Genomic DNA, 16730 nt, shown 5'->3' on the forward strand with positions numbered 1-16730 from the left:
CGCGCTGACGCCACTCCTCCTCCCCTTAACCTTTCGATCGAAGATAAGCGCCACGCTCGAGCTCCGCGCGGTTGGTCGCGCTGCGCAGCCGCAGTAGATCCTTGCGGGCGATGAGACCGACGAGGCGGCCGGTCTGCGGTTCGACGACGGGAACGCGCCCCGTATCGGCATGGATCATGATGTCGGCAACGCGCCCGACGGTATCCTCGGCATGGGCGACCGGAAGAGACGTATCCGAGATCACGTCATAGAGCGATTGATCCATGAGGTCCGGCTCGCTCTGCCAGCGCAGGGCATCGGCGCGCGAGATCATGCCGACGAGGCGATCATTGTCGCCGACGACGGGATAAAAGCGATGCGCATCCGGCCGCTCCGTCATATATGCCAGCGCTTCCGACAGGCGCATGGAGGCGGGCAGGGTGTCCACCTTGGCGATCATGATGTCGCGGGCGCGGGTCAGTTCGAACGGGTCGATACCGTATTCGCGGGTGATGTGCTGGCCGCGCCGGGCGATCTTTTCCGTCAGAATTGATCGTTTCAACAGCAATACCGTAACGGCATAGGCGGCGACCGTTGCCGCAAGCAGAGGCACCAGTGCGCTCGTGTCTCCGGTCAGCTCGACGGCGAAAAAGGTGCCCGTCAGCGGTGCGCGCATCGTGCCGCCCATCATCGCCGCCATGCCGAGCATCGCCCAGAAGCCGGGATCGCCGGGCAGGACCAGGCCGACCAGCCAGCCGAGCGCGCCGCCGAGGATGAGTAGCGGCGCCAGCACGCCGCCCGATGTGCCCGAAGATAGCGCGACCAGCCAGATACTCGCCTTGACCAGCAGGATCGCCAGCACGGCCGCGACGGTGATGTGGCTATGCAAGAGATCGGCGATGATATCGTAGCCGACGCCGAGGGCGCGCGGCTCGATCAATCCACCAAGCCCGACGACGAGGCCGCCGAGCGCCGGCCACCACATCCAGTGGATCGGCAACTTCTCGAAGGCGTCTTCGATCTTGTAGAGCAGGGTCGTCAACAGGCCGGATTGCAGGCCGGAGATGATACCGAGGCCGGCGGCGAGCAGGATGCCCCACCACGAGAGCGGTATGTCGAAATGTGCGGGGAAGAGCGGACCGCCGCCGAGCAGCAGCGGACGCCAGACGACCGAAACGCAGGCCGCGACCGCGACAGGAATGAAGCTGCGTGGCTTCCATTCGAACAGCAGCAGTTCGACGGCGAGCATGACGGCCGCGATCGGCGTGCCGAAGACTGCGGTCATGCCGGCTGCGGCGCCGGCAACCAGCAGGGTCTTCCTTTCGGCGGCACTCATATGAAAGAGCTGGGCGAAGAGCGAGCCGATGGCGCCGCCGGTCATGATGATCGGGCCTTCTGCACCGAATGGGCCGCCGGAGCCGATCGAGATCGCTGACGACAGGGGCTTCAGCACCGCCACCTTCGGCGACATGCGGCTGCCGCCGATCAGGATCGCCTCGATGGCCTCGGGAATGCCGTGGCCACGGATCTTCTCCGAGCCGTAGCGCGCCATGAGGCCGATGACGAGGCCGCCAAGAACGGGAGCGGCGACCATCCAGGGCGAGCGCGCGACCGTTGTAAAGGAGAGTGGTTCGGTGCTGATCCTGAACAGCCAGACAGCGTTGCTGACGAGCGCGATGAGCTTGATGAGCACCCAGGCGGCGAATGCGCCGCCGGTGCCGACGACGAGCGCCATGGCAATCAAGACCAGGACGCGCCTGTCCGTGGTGAAATCGCCATTGTCCTTGCGGGAGGCCCCGCCGGAGAAATCGTGGCTGTGACTATGTGAGGTGGTGTCCTGCATTGGGGGCCTTCTGTGCTGAGCGCTTCGCTTTTCTTCGAACAGCGAAAGCGCTCCATCTTCCTGTTTCACGCATTCCGGACGGAAAACCGCTACGCACTCTTCCTGGAAATGCTCCAAGCGCGCGGCCGTCCTTCAGCCATTCCCGCTTTGAGATGACAAATATATCGTAATACGATATAAATCAACCAAAGCGCATCGCGATCTCCAGGATTCGCTTCCGACGCTTTAGGTCCTTGATCTAATGCGTAGTGTCGCCGCAAAACCGCTGAACATTTTGCGCGACATGCTTTAGGACCGTGAACTGCGGCAATAGGGAATGTTTGATGGTGCGACGTTCGGATGAAGTTCTTTCGCAGGCGGATTATGAGGCGCTGGCGACGCTGCGCTACACCCTGCGCAAATTCATGGATTTTAGCACCTCGGCAGCGCAGGAGGCGGGCCTGCCGCCGCAGCAGCATCAGGCGCTGCTTGCCATCAAGGGTAACGGCGCCGGCGAGGCGATGACGATCGGCATGCTGGCTGAAAAGCTGCTGATCGCGCCGCATACGGCAACGGAGCTTGTGGGACGGTTGATCGATGGCGGCTACGTTACCCGCCATCCCGATCCGACGGACAAGCGCCGACAAATCCTGCAATTGACGGAAAAGTCCGAAGAGGTTCTTCAAACGCTGAGCTCGATCCACCTGGTCGAAATCCGCGATATGGCGCCACGGCTGATCGAGATTCTCACGCATTTGCAGGCAGGTGTCCGCAACCGCTGAGGATGCCATCGCCGTTACTGGCCGGCGATGGCACTGAGGATTATTGACCGAGGCGAATGCCGCCGTCACAGATCAGCGTGTGGCCGCTGGTAAAGCCGTTACCGATGAGGAAGGCGATGGCTTCGGCTATTTCCCGCGATCGGCCGATGCGGCCGACGGGTGTGCGGGCCGCAAAGCCTTCAAAAGTCGGTTCCTTCTGATCTGCGCTTAGAAAATCCCACCAGGGCGTGTCGACGACGCCGGGAGACACGCAATTCACCCGGATCGGTTTGAGTTCGACGGCGAGAATCGGGGCCAGCGCGGCAATGGCGGCGTTGATGGCTCCGAGCCCTGCGGTTCCGGGCATCGCTGCCTGCGCCGAAACGGCAGAGACGAAGGTGATGCTGCCCTGCTTCGAAAGATTGGGCAGGCAGGCCTGGGCACAGGCGAAATGCGCCATCGTCTTCTGCTCGAAACCTTTCCTGATATCAGCGAGGTCGACGGTGGCAAAGGGACCGGCGCCATTGCCGCCGCCCAGGGCCAGGACGAGATGATCGAGCGGGCCAATTGCCTGGAAGGCGGTGGGAAGACCGGCGAGGTCGGCGGCGTCCATGACGATTGCGGCGATGTCTCCATCCAGGCTTTCCGCCGCCGCATGCAGCTTTGCCGCATCGCGACCTGCGATCGTCACCCGATGTCCTTTTTGGAGAAGGTGGGCAGCGGTCGCAAGGCCGATACCGAATGAGCCACCGACAATGATTGTGTGCTGAGACGCCATGTGTGTCTCCTTTCTATACGGAGTGAGTGGGTAGGGGATAAGGGCTTAAACCAGGCCGGTGAGACTTTGGCTGAGTGTTCGCAGCTCGCGGCGCACCGTTGCGTCGTAGGCCTGGGTATCGGCGCGCGAAGGGCGCAGCCCGTCGAAATAGAGACCGGTGCGTCCGTCCAGAGCACCGCCCGTTGCCAGATTGAGGATGGCATCGGCGCCTTGTTCGACCGTGCTCAACGGTGCGACGCCGGCCCGCCGCACCATTGTCGTGTCCATGTAGGTCGCTGGGTGAAGGCAGTTGACGGTGATGCCGGCGCCCATCAGCTCCTCGGCAAGGTCGAGGGTGAAAATGATCTGCGCCAATTTGCTCTGGCAATAGGCGCGCACTCCACTGTAGCCGCGCGTCAGCATGACGTCGGAGAAGTCGATGGGCTGCTGACCGACGGAAGATACATTGACGATGCGGGCATGATCGCTCGCTCTCAACAGCGACAGCAGGCGATGCGTCAGTAGGAAGCCAGCTAAATAGTTGACGGCAAAACGCAGCTCGTGCCCATCTCGGCTTGTCTGGCGCCCCGCGTCGTCGCTACTGGTGCCGATACCGGCATTGTTTATCAGGATGTCAAGGCGATCGTGATCGCGTTCGATTGTATCGGCCAGCGTGCGGACCTCATCCAGCGAAGAGAAGTCCGCGAGATAGAAGGTCGCTTTTCCGCCAGCATCGCGAATGCGGGAAACCAGAGCTTCGGCTCGCGCCGCGTTGCGGCCATGCACCAGCACGAGGGCACCCGCTTCCGCCAGCCTTTCTGCAACCCGGCGACCGACTCCATCGGTCGAACCGGTAATCAGGACTGTCTTACCGCTCATGTTCATCGCAATTGTCTCCAAATCGTCGATGAGCCGATATTTGGCAGCTCACGGAGGCTGCAAACAGTTCTGACTTTATCCTAGTATTGATCCTGCTATGATGAGCGATGACCATCAATCCGAACCAGACCATCATCGAAGCCAGGCGCCGCGAGTTCGGCGCCTTCCTGCGGTCCAGGCGGGAAAAGCTAACGCCGGCCGACGTTGGGCTTCCCGAAGGATTTCGACGGCGAACGCCTGGGTTGAGGCGCGAGGAAGTGGCGCTTTTGGCCGGCGTCGGCACCACTTGGTACACATGGCTGGAACAGGGCCGGGACGTCCGCCCCTCCGCGGAGGTTCTATCGTCGCTGGCGGATGCCCTGCGGCTTGACCCGGCCGAGCGGCGCCACCTCTTTACGCTCAGCGATCGGCCTTCCGCAGATCTGCCGTCGCGTGGGCCAGAGGATGTGCCGGATGCGCTGCGGCGCATGCTTGCAAGCCTTGCCGGCCAGCCGGCCTATGTCCTCGGCCGGCGCTGGGATGTGCTGGCCTGGAATGCAGCCGCTGTGGTGCTTTTTGGCGACTATGGCCTGTTGCAGGGCGATGCGCGCAACAGCGTCCACCGGGTGTTCACCGATCCGGCCCATAGGAAGCTTCTCGTCGATTGGGAAAGCGTGGCTGTAAACTCGCTCGCGATGTTCCGCGCCGACAGCGCCCGTTATGCTGGCGATCCCGATTTCGAACGGTTGATCGCTGCGCTAACGCAGGCGAGCCCCGAATTTCGCTCCTGGTGGCCGAGGCAGGATGTTCTGCGGCCGCTGACGGGGCACAAGCGCCTTCGTCACCCTGAGGGCGGACTAATGACATTCGAATACACCGCGCTTGCGGTCATGGACCGGCCCGATATGAAGCTGGTGGTCTATACACCGCTCGATGAAGATGGAACGAGCGCCAGGCTGAAGGAACTGCTGTGGCAACGCGCCACTGCTTAGTTTTCCATCTCAGCCCTCCAGATCGTTCTTCAGCTGATCGAGGATCGAAAGGGCGTGGCCGGCATAGGCGCTGATCCAGCGATCGTGAATCTGCTTGATCGGCAGGCTGTTCAGGTGGTTCCAGCGCTCGCGCCCCTCTTTCCTGGCGACTACAAGATCGGCCTCTTCCAGCACTTTCAGATGCTGCATGACAGTGCAGCGGTCCATATCAGTGAAGGTCTCGCAGAGCATGCCGGTCGTGCGCGGCGCATCCTTGAGCATGTCCAGGATTTCGCGCCGGCGACGATGCGCAAGGGCCTTGAAAATCAGGTCGCTGTCCGATTCGTTTGACATGTTATGTTTTTATAACATAATAGGGGCGCTCGCAATGGAGCAATAACGACAAACAGACTACGGAGGAGATGCCATGACATTGAATGTCCGGATTTCAGGACGGATCGGCCGGAAGGTCGATGAAGTCTTCGATGCGGTCGTCAATCCGAAGAAGCTTTCGAGCTATTTCACCACGGTCGGCGGCGCCAGTGCGCCGCTGGTGGCGGGAACGACAGTCATCTGGTGGAAGAATGCGCCCGTCGAAGTCAATGAAGTGGAGGACAACAAGCGCATTGTCTTTCACTGGGACGGCGGCACGGGCGAGGATGGCGTTCACTACAGGACGAAGGTCGAGATGACGTTCGATGCGCTGGACGATGGCGGCACGCTTGTCGTCATCGAGGAAACCGGCTGGCGCGAGGATGATGCCGGCCGCCGCGGCACCTATCTGAACTGCGAGGGGTGGACGCAAATGCTCTGCTGCATGAAGGCCTTCGTCGAATACGGGATCAATCTGCGCGAAGGGTTCTTCCTCAGCGAAATGCGCGGCGAGCCGGCAGAAGCGCCGGACCGCTGAGCTCCGGCAAGGGCATATCCAGCGTCACCAAATCCTTTCCCCCTGAGTTTGTCATCAGCTTGAGACCCGGCGCAGATTTCCGCGCCGGGCCAATCCGCTTGCTCGCCGGTTCAGGCGCTTGCTCCCCTCATGTCAGGCGGCTCGGCGCGATCTTGCCAGGAGATCGGTTGATAGCGCGAGGTGGATATCTATCTCTCGTTGTAGTAGCTTTCCGGCAAGCGGAAGAAATGCAAGCTTCGGCGCTCGAATGTTGTCTGGCTGGGTTCGTCTGAAGGATTGTAATTTGTGCCGGCTCTTCGAACACGAAGACGGGTTTGCATGAAGGTGCGGCCGGGCAGGTGACCGGGTCGCGAATTCCTGATAGAGGCTGCGTTCGGGTTAGGATGGACGATCACTTTTGTGTGTGGATAAGCTTAAAAGCCGGGTGAATGACAAAATCCTCTAAATAATTGCGGATTCATTGCTGGCGTGACGGGGCCTGCGCCAAAATTGCCTAAATTCAGAATGATGGGAGCGCGCGTCACAACGGGCTCATCGAAAGAAGTGTATACGGCACCGCGAAGACGCGTCGTCGATGTTATTGAATATCCGAACAGTCGGAACCGGCGAAGATCACTATAAACAGGTAGAGTATGTCGAGCCCAATCGATCTGGAAAATGCCGATGAGGAGTTGGAAGAGCGTGGCGGTATCGTCGGTCTGTTGAACCGCTATCGGGCGCTGATCGTCGCTCTCCTCACCGTCGCCGTCTTCTGCATCGCCGCCTACGCGATCTATGACCTGACTACGGAAGTGCGCTATGACGACGTCGTCCACGCCTTGACGACGACGAAGATCTCCTCGGTGCTGCTTGCGCTCTTGTTTACCGGCCTGAGCTTTGCCTCCCTGATCTTCTACGACCAGAATGCGCTCGAATATATCGGCAAGCGGCTGCCGTTCCCGCATGTGGCGCTGACCTCCTTCAGCGCCTATGCGGTGGGCAACACGGCCGGTTTCGGCGCGCTCAGCGCCGGCGCGATCCGCTACCGCGCCTATACCCGGCTCGGGCTGTCGCCCGACGACATTACCCGCGTGATCGCTTTCGTCACGCTCGCCTTCGGTCTTGGCCTGGCAGCCGTCGGCGCCATCGCGCTTCTGGTCATTGCCGACGAGATCGGGCCGCTGATCAGCGTCGATGGGCTGTGGCTGCGGCTGATCGCCATCGCCATTCTCGCGGCACTTGCCTTCGTCGTCTATGCCGGCCGCAACGGTCGTGAGGTGCGCATCGGGCCGGTCGAGGTTCGGCTGCCGGATTCGCGCACCTGGTCGCGGCAGTTCCTCGTCACCGCATTCGATATCGCAGCATCGGCCTCCGTGCTCTATGTGCTGCTGCCGGAAACCTCCATCGGATGGCCGGGCTTCTTCGCCATCTATGCCATCGCCGTCGGCCTCGGCGTGCTCAGCCATGTTCCGGCCGGCTTCGGCATCTTCGAGACGATCATCATCGCCTGGCTCGGCAGCTCGGTGAACGAAGACGCCGTTCTGGGCTCTCTGGTCCTTTATCGCGTCATCTACAACGTCATTCCGCTCGTCATCGCGATCGCCGCGATCTCCGTGGCGGAGCTACGCCGTTTCGTCGATCATCCGGTAGCCTCGAGCATGCGCCGCATCGGCGGCCGTGTCATGCCGCAGCTGCTGTCGGCCTTCGCATTGCTGCTCGGCATGATGCTGGTCTTCTCGAGCGTCACGCCGACGCCGGACCAGAATCTGATCGTGCTCTCCGGCTATCTGCCGCTGCCGCTCGTCGAAAGCGCACATTTTCTCTCGAGCCTGCTCGGGCTTGCGATCATCGTGGGCGCGCGCGGTCTTAGCCAGCGTCTGGACGGCGCCTGGTGGGTGGCGATCTTCTCGGCGCTGCTGGCCCTGTTCCTCTCGTTGCTCAAGGCCATCGCCATTGTCGAGGCCGGGCTTCTGGCCTTCTTCGTCTTCAGCCTCGTCGTCAGCCGCCGCCTGTTCAAGCGGCCGGCATCGCTGCTCAACCAGACGCTGACGGCCGGGTGGCTGACGTCCATTGCCGTGATCTGCATCGGCGCCATCGTGGTCCTGCTCTTCGTCTATCGCGATGTCGGCTACAACAACCAGCTCTGGTGGCAGTTCGAATTTGCCGACGAGGCGCCGCGCGGCCTTCGCGCCGCGCTCGGCATCTGCATTCTGTCGGCGGCAATCGCGATCTTCAGCCTTCTGCGACCGGCGACGAAGCGCCTCGAACCGGTGACGGGCGACGCGGTGACGGGCGCCGTCGATATCGTCCGCAAGCAAGGCGTGGCCGACGCCAATCTGGTGCGCATGGGCGACAAGAACATCATGTTCTCGGAAAAGGGCGACGCCTTCATCATGTACGGCAAGCAGGGCCGCTCGTGGATTGCGCTCTTCGATCCGGTCGGCCCGCGTCACGAACTCCCCGATCTGATCTGGCGTTTCGTCGAGGCCGCGCGCGCGGCGGGTTGCCGTTCCGTGTTCTACCAGATCTCGCCGGCGCTTCTGTCCTATTGCGCCGATGCCGGTCTGCGGGCCTACAAGCTTGGCGAATTGGCCGTGGTCAATCTTGCCAGTTTCGAGCTCAAGGGCGGTAAATGGGCCAACCTGAGGCAAACCGCGAGCCGCGCGGTTCGTGATGGACTAGAATTTGCCGTTATCGAGCCTCAAAATATACCCGAAGTCATGGATCAGCTTACCCATGTGTCCGACACATGGCTTGCCGATCACAATGCCAAGGAAAAGAGTTTCTCGCTTGGCGCGTTCGATCTGGACTATGTGTGCTCGCAGCCGATCGGCGTGTTGAAGAAGGATGGTAAGATCGTCGCTTTTGCGAATATTCTGATGACGGAAACCAGGGAGGAGGGGTCCGTCGACCTGATGCGTTTTTCGCCCGATGCCCCGAAGGGTTCGATGGATTTTCTGTTCGTGCAGATCCTCGAATATCTCAGGGGACAGGGCTTTCAGCGTTTCAATCTCGGCATGGCGCCGCTATCGGGCATGTCGAGACGGGAATCGGCGCCGGTTTGGGACAGGGTCGGGGGGACCGTGTTCGAACACGGCGAGCGCTTCTATAACTTCAAAGGGCTTCGTGCCTTCAAATCCAAGTTCCATCCCGAATGGCAGCCGCGCTACCTGGCTGTTTCGGGAGGTGTTAGTCCAATGATCGCGTTGATGGATGCCACATTCCTCATCGGGGGCGGACTTAAGGGGGTCGTGAGGAAATGATCTTGAAATACGCAATGTCATTGGCTTTCGCAGGCATGCTGTCGATGGGCCTGCTGGTGTCTGGCCCGGCGCGGGCGGATGCTGACGATGCCAAATATGATCTGGGCATGATCCCGGCGCCGCATATCATGCGTCCGCAGGGCAAGGTCTCGAGCGAAGTCGTTCTGATTTCAGATCTGGCCGGCTGGGGCGACAAGGAGAAGGCTGTTGCCGACAAGCTGGTTGCCAACGGTTCGCTTGTGATCGGCATCGACTATCCGTCCTTCCTGGATTCTCTTAATAAATATGATGTCAAGCAGAACGATGGCTGCATCTATATCGTTTCGGATCTGGAATCGCTGAGCCAGCAGGTGCAGCGTTCTTTCGCCGACAGCACCTATCAGCTGCCGATCATCGCCGGCGTCGGCGCCGGTGGCGCCATGGCGCTGACGATCGCCGCGCAGACCCCGGATGCGACGGTTGCGGGCACGCTGGCAGTCGACCCGACCGCAGGCATCGGGTTGAAGCAGGAACTCTGCACGCCGGCCGAGAAGAAGACCGATGGCGACATGGTGTCCTTCGGCCTGCAGGAAGGCGCCTTGCCGAACCCGATACTGGTGACCTTCACGGCCAATGCGCCGAAGGACGGACGCGACCATGTCGAGGAAATCCAGAAGGACCATCCTGAAGTCCAGACCACGGATTCGGACAATGCCGACACCTATGCGACGCTAGAGGCTTCGCTGACGGACCTGATGAAGACGATCGACAGTTCCAAGTCGCCGCTTGGCCTGCCGGTCGACGTCATGGAAACGACGCCGACCGAAGATACGCTCGCCATCGTTTATTCGGGTGATGGAGGCTGGCGCGACATCGACAAGGAAGTCGGCAGCTATCTGCAGGATCAGGGCATCCCGGTGGTGGGTGTCGATACCCTGCACTATTTCTGGACCGAGAAGGACCCGCAGCAGACGGCCAACGACCTCGCCCGGATCATCGATTTCTACACCAAGCGATTCAAGGTCAAGCATGTGGTGCTGGTCGGCTATTCCTTTGGCGCCGATGTCCTGCCGGCGAGCTACAATCGCTTGCCGCAGCCCGCAAAGGACAAGATCGTCCAGATGTCGCTGCTGTCGCTGTCGCAGAAGGTCGATTACGTGATCTCGGTCATGGGCTGGCTCGGCGCTTCGAGCGAGGGCAAGGGCGGCGATCCCGTCAACGACCTCAAGTCGATCAATCCGAAGATGGTGCAGTGCGTCTACGGCAAGGATGATGACGAAGATGTCGCCTGCCCGCTGGTGAAGGGCACCGGCGCCGAAGTCATCGCCATGGATGGCGGCCATCATTTCGATGACGACTACGAGGCGCTGGCGAACCATATCATCAATGGTCTGAAGAGCCGCCTCGGCGAATGATGTTCATGACGCGCGGCACATTTGCCGCCGCGCGTCGTTCGCCCTTACCACTGGCCGAACGTGTTTTCCTCGCCGTGAAACTCAGCATTCGTTTGCTTCTTGCCGCGGCTGCCGCTAGTCGGGGAAGGCTCATATCGCGAGGCTGTTTTTTGCGGCTGATCGCCGTCTATCCAGAAAGGTCCATCCTTGTCCGCTGCATCGTCTTCCGCCATTACCAAGACCTATTCCGGTTTCCTGTTCGACATGGACGGCACGATCATCAATTCGATCGCTGCTGCCGAACGCGTCTGGGGCGATTGGGCCCGCAGCAAGGGTCTTGATGTCGAGAAGTTCATGCCGACCATGCATGGCAAGCGCGGTGTCGACACGATCGGCCAATTGAACCTGCCCGGCGTCGATCCGGTCGCGGAGTCGGCCGGCATCATGGAGGCGGAGATCGCCGACGTCGAGGGCGTGGTCGCACTGCCGGGCGCCATCGATTTCCTGGCTTCCCTGCCACCGGAGCGCTGGGCGATCGTTACCTCCTCTCCCTACCGCCTGGCGATGGCCCGACTTGCCGCCGCCGGCATTCCTGTGCCGCGCTTCATCGTAACCGCGGAAGACGTCAAGGTCGGCAAGCCCGATCCGCAGTGCTATATTCTCGGCGCGCAGCGCCTTGGCCTCGGCACCTCGGAATGCCTGGTGTTCGAGGACGTGATGGCCGGTATCAAGGCCGGCGAGGCAGCCGGTGCCGATGTGCTCGTCATCACCGCCACGCATTCGCATCCGGTCGAAACAAATCATACGACGCTGCAGAATTATGAAAACGTCCGCGCGCATGTGGCCGGCGACGGCTCGATGTCGATCCTTCGCAAGGACTGATGTCATCGCGCGATCGCTGGCGGGCTCGCATGTCGCTTTCGCGCATTGCAATAGACCGCCGGCTCATTATGTTTTCGTGATATTATAAATTTTCGCGAAGAGCCGATGACCCCCAAACAGCAGAAAGCCCAGTATCGCAACGAGCGCCTGGCGGCGCGCGACGCCATTCCGGCCGATGAGCGCATCGAAAAGGGGCTTGCCATGCTTGCCCATGGCGGCGATGTCATCGATATCGAACCGGGGACGGTGGTTTCCGGGTTTCTGCCGATCCGCTCCGAAGTGGACATAAGGCCGTTGATGGCCCGTTTGCGGGAGCGTGGCGCGCGGCTTTGCGTGCCTGTCATCCTCGACCGCAGCACGATCGCTTTCCGGGAACTCGTTCCCGGCGCGGCGCTGGTTGCGTGTGGATTTGGAACCTTCGGGCCGGGGCCGGATGCGGCGGTGCTGGACCCCGATGTCATGCTGGTGCCGCTTTCGGCTTTCGACGGAACCGGCCATCGGATCGGCTACGGGGCCGGCTATTATGATCGCGCCATCGACCGTTTGCACCAAAAAGGCATGAATCCGCAGCTGATCGGCATTGCATTCGATTGCCAAGAAGTGCCATCAGTACCGGCTGAGCCGCATGATGTCCGTCTTGACGCGATTTTGACCGAGAGCGGACTCAATTTCGTTTCGGAAGTGATTGGATAGCGAATGCGGCTGCTTTTTCTGGGTGACATGGTCGGCAAGACCGGACGGGTTGCGGTGTGGGACCGTTTGCCGGGTCTCGTGTCCGATCTGAAGCTCGATTTCGTCATCGTCAATGGTGAGAATGCCGCCGGCGGCTTCGGCATTACCGAGGATATCTTTCTGGAAACGATCAATGCCGGCGCCGATGTGGTGACGACAGGCAACCATGTCTGGGACCAGAAGGAAGCCGTTGTCTTCTGCGAGCGCCACGACCAGTTTCTGCGCCCCGCCAACTATCCCGCCGGCACGCCCGGCCGAGGCTCCGGCATCTATTATGCCCGCAATGGCGCCCGCGTGCTGGTCGCCAACATCATGGGCCGCGTCTTCATGCATCCGGAGCTGGACGATCCCTTCAAGTCCGCCGAAGCCATCCTCGCTGCCTGCCCGCTGAAGGAGCAGGCGGATGCGATCATCTTCGACTTTCATGCCGAAGCGACGAGCGAAAAGCAGTGCTTCGGCCATTTCGTCGATGGCCGCGCCAGCTTCGTCGTCGGCACGCATACGCATGTGCCGACCGCGGATGCGCAGATCCTGAACGGCGGCACGGCCTACATGTCGGATGCCGGCATGTGCGGCGATTATGATTCCTCGCTCGGCATGGAAAAGGAGGAGCCGCTCAACCGGTTCATTTCGAAAATGCCGAAGGGCCGCTTCGAGGCCGCTTCCGGCCCGGCGACCATCTGCGGCGTCGGTGTCGAGATTTCCGATGCAACGGGATTGGCCGAGAAGATCGCACCGCTGCGGCTCGGCCCGCGGCTTTCGGAAACCATTCCCGACTTTTGGCGCTGATCGTCCTCACGGCAATTCCTTGTCGCCGCGCGATGACGCGATTGTGAGCAATCGTGCCTGATTGCAACTGGACCAGTCTGCGCTCATGCCGCATCCTTCCGCCACTATTGGGCTTGAGGGGATGGCATGATGCCGCGATTTCCTGTCCTTGCCGCGTTCTTCCTGATGTTGATCTTTGGCTCGGGCGTGGTGGACGCCCAGCAAAAGCCGGCGCGCCCGGAGCCCAGCCAATGCCAGGCGATTGCGCAGTCCCTGCCCAAGGCGACATTCGCCAGCTTTTCTCCGCCCGGTCCGACACTTGCCAATGACCCCGTCGATGGTGACGTCAAGATCACCTTCCTCGGGCACGCGACGCTCTTCATCGAAACGCCAGGCGGCGTTTCCATCGCCACGGATTATAGCGGTGCATACCCGCCGCCCTACACGCCTGAAGTCGTGACGATGAACAAGGCGCATCCGAGCCACTATACGCTGACGCCCGATCCGGCGATCAAATATGTGCTGCATGGATGGAGCGACGTGCCCGGAGAACCGGCCAAGATTCATATGACTGTGGGCGATACGCTGATCCGCAATGTCGTCACCGATATCCGCTCCTGGGGTGGCGGCATCGAAGCCAACGGCAATTCGATCTTCATCTTCGAGGTGGCGGGCCTGTGCATCGGCCATCTCGGGCATCTGCATTTCGAGCTTACCGACCAGCAATATGCCGAGATCGGGCGGCTCGATGTCGTCATGGTGCCGGTCGATGGCGGCCTGACAATGGGGGCTGACAGCATGAGCCGGGTGGTCAAGCGGCTGCGCTCGTCGCTGATCCTGCCCATGCACCGCTGGGGGCCGCCGATCGACCAGTTCCTGGCCTTGTTCGGTCCGGAGTTCGATGTCGGCTATGCGCCGTCACCTAGCGTCACGGTGTCGATGAAGACCTTGCCGCGCAAGCCGTTGATCTATGTGCTCAAGGGACTTTGAGCATCCTGACCGCCTCTGCGATCGTCTTGATGTGGAGTATCCTCCATCGCCATTATCCGGCTTTTTACTTGAATGAAGCCCGCTTCGCTCTTATAAGGCGCCATTCCCAACAAAAGACGTGAACAGGGGTGCCATGGCTGGCCATTCACAGTTTAAAAACATCATGCACCGCAAGGGTCGTCAGGACTCGGTGCGTTCGAAAATGTTCTCGAAGCTGGCGCGTGAAATCACCGTCGCCGCCAAGACGGGCCTGCCCGACCCGACCATGAATGCGAGCCTGCGTCTGGCCATCCAGAACGCCAAGGCGCAGTCGATGCCGAAGGACAATATCGATCGCGCCATCAAGAAGGCCTCCGGAGCCGACACCGAGAATTACGATGCGGTCCGCTACGAGGGCTACGGTCCCGGCGGGACGGCGATCATCGTCGAGGCGCTGACCGACAATCGCAACCGCACGGCTTCCAACGTCCGTTCGATCTTCACCAAGGCTGGCGGCGCGCTTGGCGAAACCGGTTCGGTGTCCTTCTCCTTCGATCACGTCGGCGAAATCACCTACAAGCCGACCGTCGGCGACGCCGACAAGGTTATGGAAGCGGCAATCGAAGCCGGTGCCGATGATGTCGAGAGCGACGAGGAAGGTCATTGGATCATCTGCGCCTTCGAATCCCTCGGTGAAGTCGCCAAGGCCCTCGAAGCAACGCTCGGCGAGGCCGAAACGGTCAAGGCGATCTGGCGCGCGCAGAACAACGTGCCGGTCGACGAAGAAAAGGCCCAGTCGCTGATGAAGCTCATCGACAGCCTCGAAGACGACGACGACGTTCAGAATGTCTATTCGAACTTCGAAGTCTCCGAGGAAGTGCTGGCCAAGCTCTCGGCCTGATCTGCACAGATCAATCAGAAAAGCCGGCTGCAGCGATGCGGCCGGCTTTTTGCTTGAGAGCATTGTTTCTCTGCGCAATTCCGGACGGAAAACCGCTGCGCACTTTTCCTGGAACTGCTCTATGGGTTTGTCGCGCGGGTGAAATCGTCGCGGAAGGCGGAAAGATCGGGTGCGGCGACATCGGAGACGGCCCAGAACACCAGCCCATCGGCATGCCATTCGACGAAATTGTAGCCGTCCTTCTCGGCATTGCCATGAGCGCCTGAGGCGCCCGGCCAGATGAAGAGATTGATGACATGGCCGTGCCGGCGATAGATCAGTGCCGCCACCACCCGGCCGTCGAGATAATCCACCCGGCCGCCGACCAAGGGGAAGCCCTGAGATGTCAGATCGACCACGGGCGGCGAGAAATCGATCTTGCCGTTGAACCATGGTTTGACGGTGTGCTGGTCGGAGGTCAGCACGTCGGTCAGGTGATCGGCCAGCATCGAGCGCACATGGCTGGCAAGGAGCTGGTCCTCGATCGTCTGGCCCTGCTGCGGCACATTCAGCACCAGCATGAGGCTTGCGGCAAGGACGGCAAGCGAGGGCACGAAGCTCCATTCACGGACGAACCGCCAGACGCGCCGCCACGGGCTTTCCGTTTGGATCGTGGCAGCTGTGGCGCGCCTCGTCATAGCCTGTTCCAGTGTAAGTGCCGCCTGAACGCGGGCATGGACGGCATCCGGCGCTTGCCATTTGACACCTTCGCGTGCGGAGAGACGCTTGACCATCAGAGCATTCTCCATTTCGCCGGCACATTCCGGGCAGGTCGCCAGATGTGCTTCGAAACGTGTCGCGTTGGCTGCATCCAGTTCTCCGTCGATGAAGCCGTGCAGCAGGTCTGCCCATGCACCGTGATCATTGTGCTCCTTGCCGCTCATCGCGCCGCTCCCTTCTCGTCGAGGCTGCGCCAGGCCTCGCCGAAATCGCGGCGGGCGCGGGCAAGGCGCGACATGACAGTGCCGATCGGCGCATCGATAATGTCGGCGATCTCCTTGTAGGAAAGGTCCTCGAGTTCACGCAGAACCAGAACTTCGCGCATGGCATCTGGCAGCAAGTTGATGACCGCGCGCACGCGCTGCATTTCCGACTTGCGGATAAAGGCTACTTCCGGTGTGTCCTCTTCGGAGGCGGGATCGGGCGATGGCGAGCCTTCATCCCGATCTCTGTCGTCGGTCATCGGCTGTTCGTAGCGCGTCTTGCGCCGCCCTTCCTGCAGCCAGGCATGATAGCAGTTGCGGACGATGGTGAAGGTCCAGGCACGGGCGTCGCCGTCGCGAAAGCCGCCGAAGCCTCGATAGGCGCGCAGATATGCCTCCTGGACGATGTCCTGAGCGGCATCGGCATCCCGGCTCAGGAAACGTGCGAAATTATAGGCGGCGTCGAGATGCGGGATGATCGTGCGCTGGAAGCGGTGCATGGTCTCGTCGGGCGACGAGATCGCGGGCTTCAGCGGTTCGGCGGTTGCTGTCGGTTCGGCCATCGCCGTGAGGACGGCGTGACACGCCGTTTTCGGCTGCGCAACGAAGGTGCGCAGGGAAGCCAGAAACCGCGCGAGCCTGCGTATCGCGGTGGTATGCGACCAATTCCATGTCCATGTGTGGAGCTGGTCGCCAAGCGTGATCGAAGTCATCGTTCGGGCGTCTGTCATCGTGATCCCCGCAAAACGCCGATGCCGACTGTAAGCTTCGGATAGGGCGCTTGCAATGTTGCCTGAGAAGCTAGATCGCGCTCGCGCCGGTTTTATTCCCGATCGGATGTAA

16 protein-coding genes are annotated in these 16730 nt (G+C 61.1%); 10 read left to right on the plus strand and 6 right to left on the minus strand.

Annotation, left to right across the window (positions count from 1 at the left end; all coding sequences use genetic code 11):
• Positions 1 to 25 precede the first annotated feature (25 nt).
• Positions 26 to 1822, minus strand: a complete 1797-nt coding sequence (locus ACIQWP_RS05520) for a chloride channel protein (protein ID WP_402783272.1) — start codon at positions 1820 to 1822, stop codon at positions 26 to 28.
• Between the two features lie 323 nt (positions 1823 to 2145).
• Here ACIQWP_RS05520 and ACIQWP_RS05525 point away from each other — a divergent pair, with 323 nt between their 5' ends.
• Complete coding sequence (locus ACIQWP_RS05525; protein WP_402783275.1) at positions 2146 to 2583, plus strand: MarR family winged helix-turn-helix transcriptional regulator; 438 nt, start codon at positions 2146 to 2148, stop codon at positions 2581 to 2583.
• A 40-nt stretch (positions 2584 to 2623) separates the two neighbouring features.
• On the opposite strand, the gene ACIQWP_RS05530 is transcribed toward ACIQWP_RS05525, so the two are convergent.
• Together ACIQWP_RS05530 and ACIQWP_RS05535 are read right to left on the minus strand one after the other, a co-directional pair.
• Positions 2624 to 3340, minus strand: coding sequence for an SDR family oxidoreductase (locus tag ACIQWP_RS05530; RefSeq protein WP_402783277.1), 717 nt, complete (start codon positions 3338 to 3340; stop codon positions 2624 to 2626).
• A 45-nt stretch (positions 3341 to 3385) separates the two neighbouring features.
• Positions 3386 to 4204: an SDR family NAD(P)-dependent oxidoreductase gene (locus tag ACIQWP_RS05535; protein ID WP_402783279.1), complete on the minus strand. Its 819-nt coding sequence runs from the start codon at positions 4202 to 4204 to the stop codon at positions 3386 to 3388.
• Positions 4205 to 4305: 101 nt separating this feature from the next.
• Between ACIQWP_RS05535 and ACIQWP_RS05540 the strand changes: the two genes are divergently transcribed.
• On the plus strand, positions 4306 to 5169 hold the full coding sequence (locus tag ACIQWP_RS05540; RefSeq protein WP_402783281.1) for a helix-turn-helix transcriptional regulator: 864 nt from the start codon (positions 4306 to 4308) through the stop codon (positions 5167 to 5169).
• A 9-nt stretch (positions 5170 to 5178) separates the two neighbouring features.
• Here ACIQWP_RS05540 and ACIQWP_RS05545 read toward each other — a convergent pair whose 3' ends face one another.
• A complete protein-coding gene (locus ACIQWP_RS05545) occupies positions 5179 to 5502 on the minus strand; it encodes an ArsR/SmtB family transcription factor (RefSeq protein ID WP_402783283.1) in 324 nt (107 codons plus the stop codon).
• 73 nt (positions 5503 to 5575) lie between these two features.
• Here ACIQWP_RS05545 and ACIQWP_RS05550 point away from each other — a divergent pair, with 73 nt between their 5' ends.
• The 8 genes from ACIQWP_RS05550 (at position 5576) to ACIQWP_RS05585 (ending at position 14925) form a co-directional block, all read left to right on the plus strand.
• Positions 5576 to 6058 carry an SRPBCC domain-containing protein gene (locus ACIQWP_RS05550; RefSeq protein WP_402783285.1) on the plus strand — a complete coding sequence of 161 codons (483 nt, stop codon included), beginning with the start codon at positions 5576 to 5578 and terminating at the stop codon, positions 6056 to 6058.
• Positions 6059 to 6690: 632 nt separating this feature from the next.
• Positions 6691 to 9300 (plus strand): bifunctional lysylphosphatidylglycerol flippase/synthetase MprF, encoded by a 2610-nt coding sequence (gene mprF, locus ACIQWP_RS05555; protein WP_402783288.1) that lies wholly within the window; start codon positions 6691 to 6693, stop codon positions 9298 to 9300.
• A complete protein-coding gene (locus tag ACIQWP_RS05560) occupies positions 9297 to 10694 on the plus strand; it encodes a virulence factor (RefSeq protein WP_402783290.1) in 1398 nt (465 codons plus the stop codon). Before mprF ends, ACIQWP_RS05560 begins: the two co-directional genes overlap by 4 nt.
• Before the next feature lie 186 nt (positions 10695 to 10880).
• The gene (locus ACIQWP_RS05565; RefSeq protein WP_402783292.1) at positions 10881 to 11555 is read left to right on the plus strand and encodes an HAD-IA family hydrolase; all 675 of its coding nucleotides are present in this window, start codon (positions 10881 to 10883) and stop codon (positions 11553 to 11555) included.
• A 105-nt stretch (positions 11556 to 11660) separates the two neighbouring features.
• Positions 11661 to 12248, plus strand: a complete 588-nt coding sequence (locus ACIQWP_RS05570; RefSeq protein WP_402783294.1) for a 5-formyltetrahydrofolate cyclo-ligase — start codon at positions 11661 to 11663, stop codon at positions 12246 to 12248.
• A 3-nt stretch (positions 12249 to 12251) separates the two neighbouring features.
• Entirely contained in the window at positions 12252 to 13076 is an 825-nt protein-coding gene (locus ACIQWP_RS05575) for a YmdB family metallophosphoesterase (protein WP_402783296.1), read from the plus strand.
• 126 nt (positions 13077 to 13202) lie between these two features.
• Positions 13203 to 14045: an MBL fold metallo-hydrolase gene (locus ACIQWP_RS05580; protein WP_402783298.1), complete on the plus strand. Its 843-nt coding sequence runs from the start codon at positions 13203 to 13205 to the stop codon at positions 14043 to 14045.
• Between the two features lie 133 nt (positions 14046 to 14178).
• The gene (locus ACIQWP_RS05585; RefSeq protein WP_402783300.1) at positions 14179 to 14925 is read left to right on the plus strand and encodes a YebC/PmpR family DNA-binding transcriptional regulator; all 747 of its coding nucleotides are present in this window, start codon (positions 14179 to 14181) and stop codon (positions 14923 to 14925) included.
• A gap of 119 nt (positions 14926 to 15044) precedes the next feature.
• On the opposite strand, the gene ACIQWP_RS05590 is transcribed toward ACIQWP_RS05585, so the two are convergent.
• A complete protein-coding gene (locus tag ACIQWP_RS05590) occupies positions 15045 to 15848 on the minus strand; it encodes an anti-sigma factor family protein (RefSeq protein WP_402783302.1) in 804 nt (267 codons plus the stop codon).
• Positions 15845 to 16600 (minus strand): sigma-70 family RNA polymerase sigma factor, encoded by a 756-nt coding sequence (locus ACIQWP_RS05595; protein WP_402784348.1) that lies wholly within the window; start codon positions 16598 to 16600, stop codon positions 15845 to 15847. The genes ACIQWP_RS05590 and ACIQWP_RS05595 overlap by 4 nt, the downstream gene beginning before the upstream one ends.
• Between the last annotated feature and the right edge of the window lie 130 nt (positions 16601 to 16730).

The organism is Rhizobium sp. NPDC090279 (assembly GCF_044769665.1).
In the GTDB taxonomy this organism is placed as follows: domain Bacteria; phylum Pseudomonadota; class Alphaproteobacteria; order Rhizobiales; family Rhizobiaceae; genus Rhizobium.

What these genes read in the sequence shown, in the direction of transcription:
- ACIQWP_RS05595 (WP_402784348.1), bottom strand. Translation starts at nt 16,600, where the DNA reads ATGACTTCGATCACGCTTGGCGACCAGCTCCACACATGGACATGGAAT.
- ACIQWP_RS05590 (WP_402783302.1), bottom strand. Translation starts at nt 15,848, where the DNA reads ATGAGCGGCAAGGAGCACAATGATCACGGTGCATGGGCAGACCTGCTG.
- mprF (WP_402783288.1), top strand. Translation starts at nt 6,691, where the DNA reads ATGTCGAGCCCAATCGATCTGGAAAATGCCGATGAGGAGTTGGAAGAG.
- ACIQWP_RS05530 (WP_402783277.1), bottom strand. Translation starts at nt 3,340, where the DNA reads ATGGCGTCTCAGCACACAATCATTGTCGGTGGCTCATTCGGTATCGGC.
- ACIQWP_RS05580 (WP_402783298.1), top strand. Translation starts at nt 13,203, where the DNA reads ATGATGCCGCGATTTCCTGTCCTTGCCGCGTTCTTCCTGATGTTGATC.
- ACIQWP_RS05540 (WP_402783281.1), top strand. Translation starts at nt 4,306, where the DNA reads ATGACCATCAATCCGAACCAGACCATCATCGAAGCCAGGCGCCGCGAG.
- ACIQWP_RS05550 (WP_402783285.1), top strand. Translation starts at nt 5,576, where the DNA reads ATGACATTGAATGTCCGGATTTCAGGACGGATCGGCCGGAAGGTCGAT.
- ACIQWP_RS05545 (WP_402783283.1), bottom strand. Translation starts at nt 5,502, where the DNA reads ATGTCAAACGAATCGGACAGCGACCTGATTTTCAAGGCCCTTGCGCAT.
- ACIQWP_RS05520 (WP_402783272.1), bottom strand. Translation starts at nt 1,822, where the DNA reads ATGCAGGACACCACCTCACATAGTCACAGCCACGATTTCTCCGGCGGG.
- ACIQWP_RS05560 (WP_402783290.1), top strand. Translation starts at nt 9,297, where the DNA reads ATGATCTTGAAATACGCAATGTCATTGGCTTTCGCAGGCATGCTGTCG.
- ACIQWP_RS05535 (WP_402783279.1), bottom strand. Translation starts at nt 4,204, where the DNA reads ATGAACATGAGCGGTAAGACAGTCCTGATTACCGGTTCGACCGATGGA.
- ACIQWP_RS05525 (WP_402783275.1), top strand. Translation starts at nt 2,146, where the DNA reads ATGGTGCGACGTTCGGATGAAGTTCTTTCGCAGGCGGATTATGAGGCG.
- ACIQWP_RS05585 (WP_402783300.1), top strand. Translation starts at nt 14,179, where the DNA reads ATGGCTGGCCATTCACAGTTTAAAAACATCATGCACCGCAAGGGTCGT.
- ACIQWP_RS05575 (WP_402783296.1), top strand. Translation starts at nt 12,252, where the DNA reads ATGCGGCTGCTTTTTCTGGGTGACATGGTCGGCAAGACCGGACGGGTT.
- ACIQWP_RS05570 (WP_402783294.1), top strand. Translation starts at nt 11,661, where the DNA reads ATGACCCCCAAACAGCAGAAAGCCCAGTATCGCAACGAGCGCCTGGCG.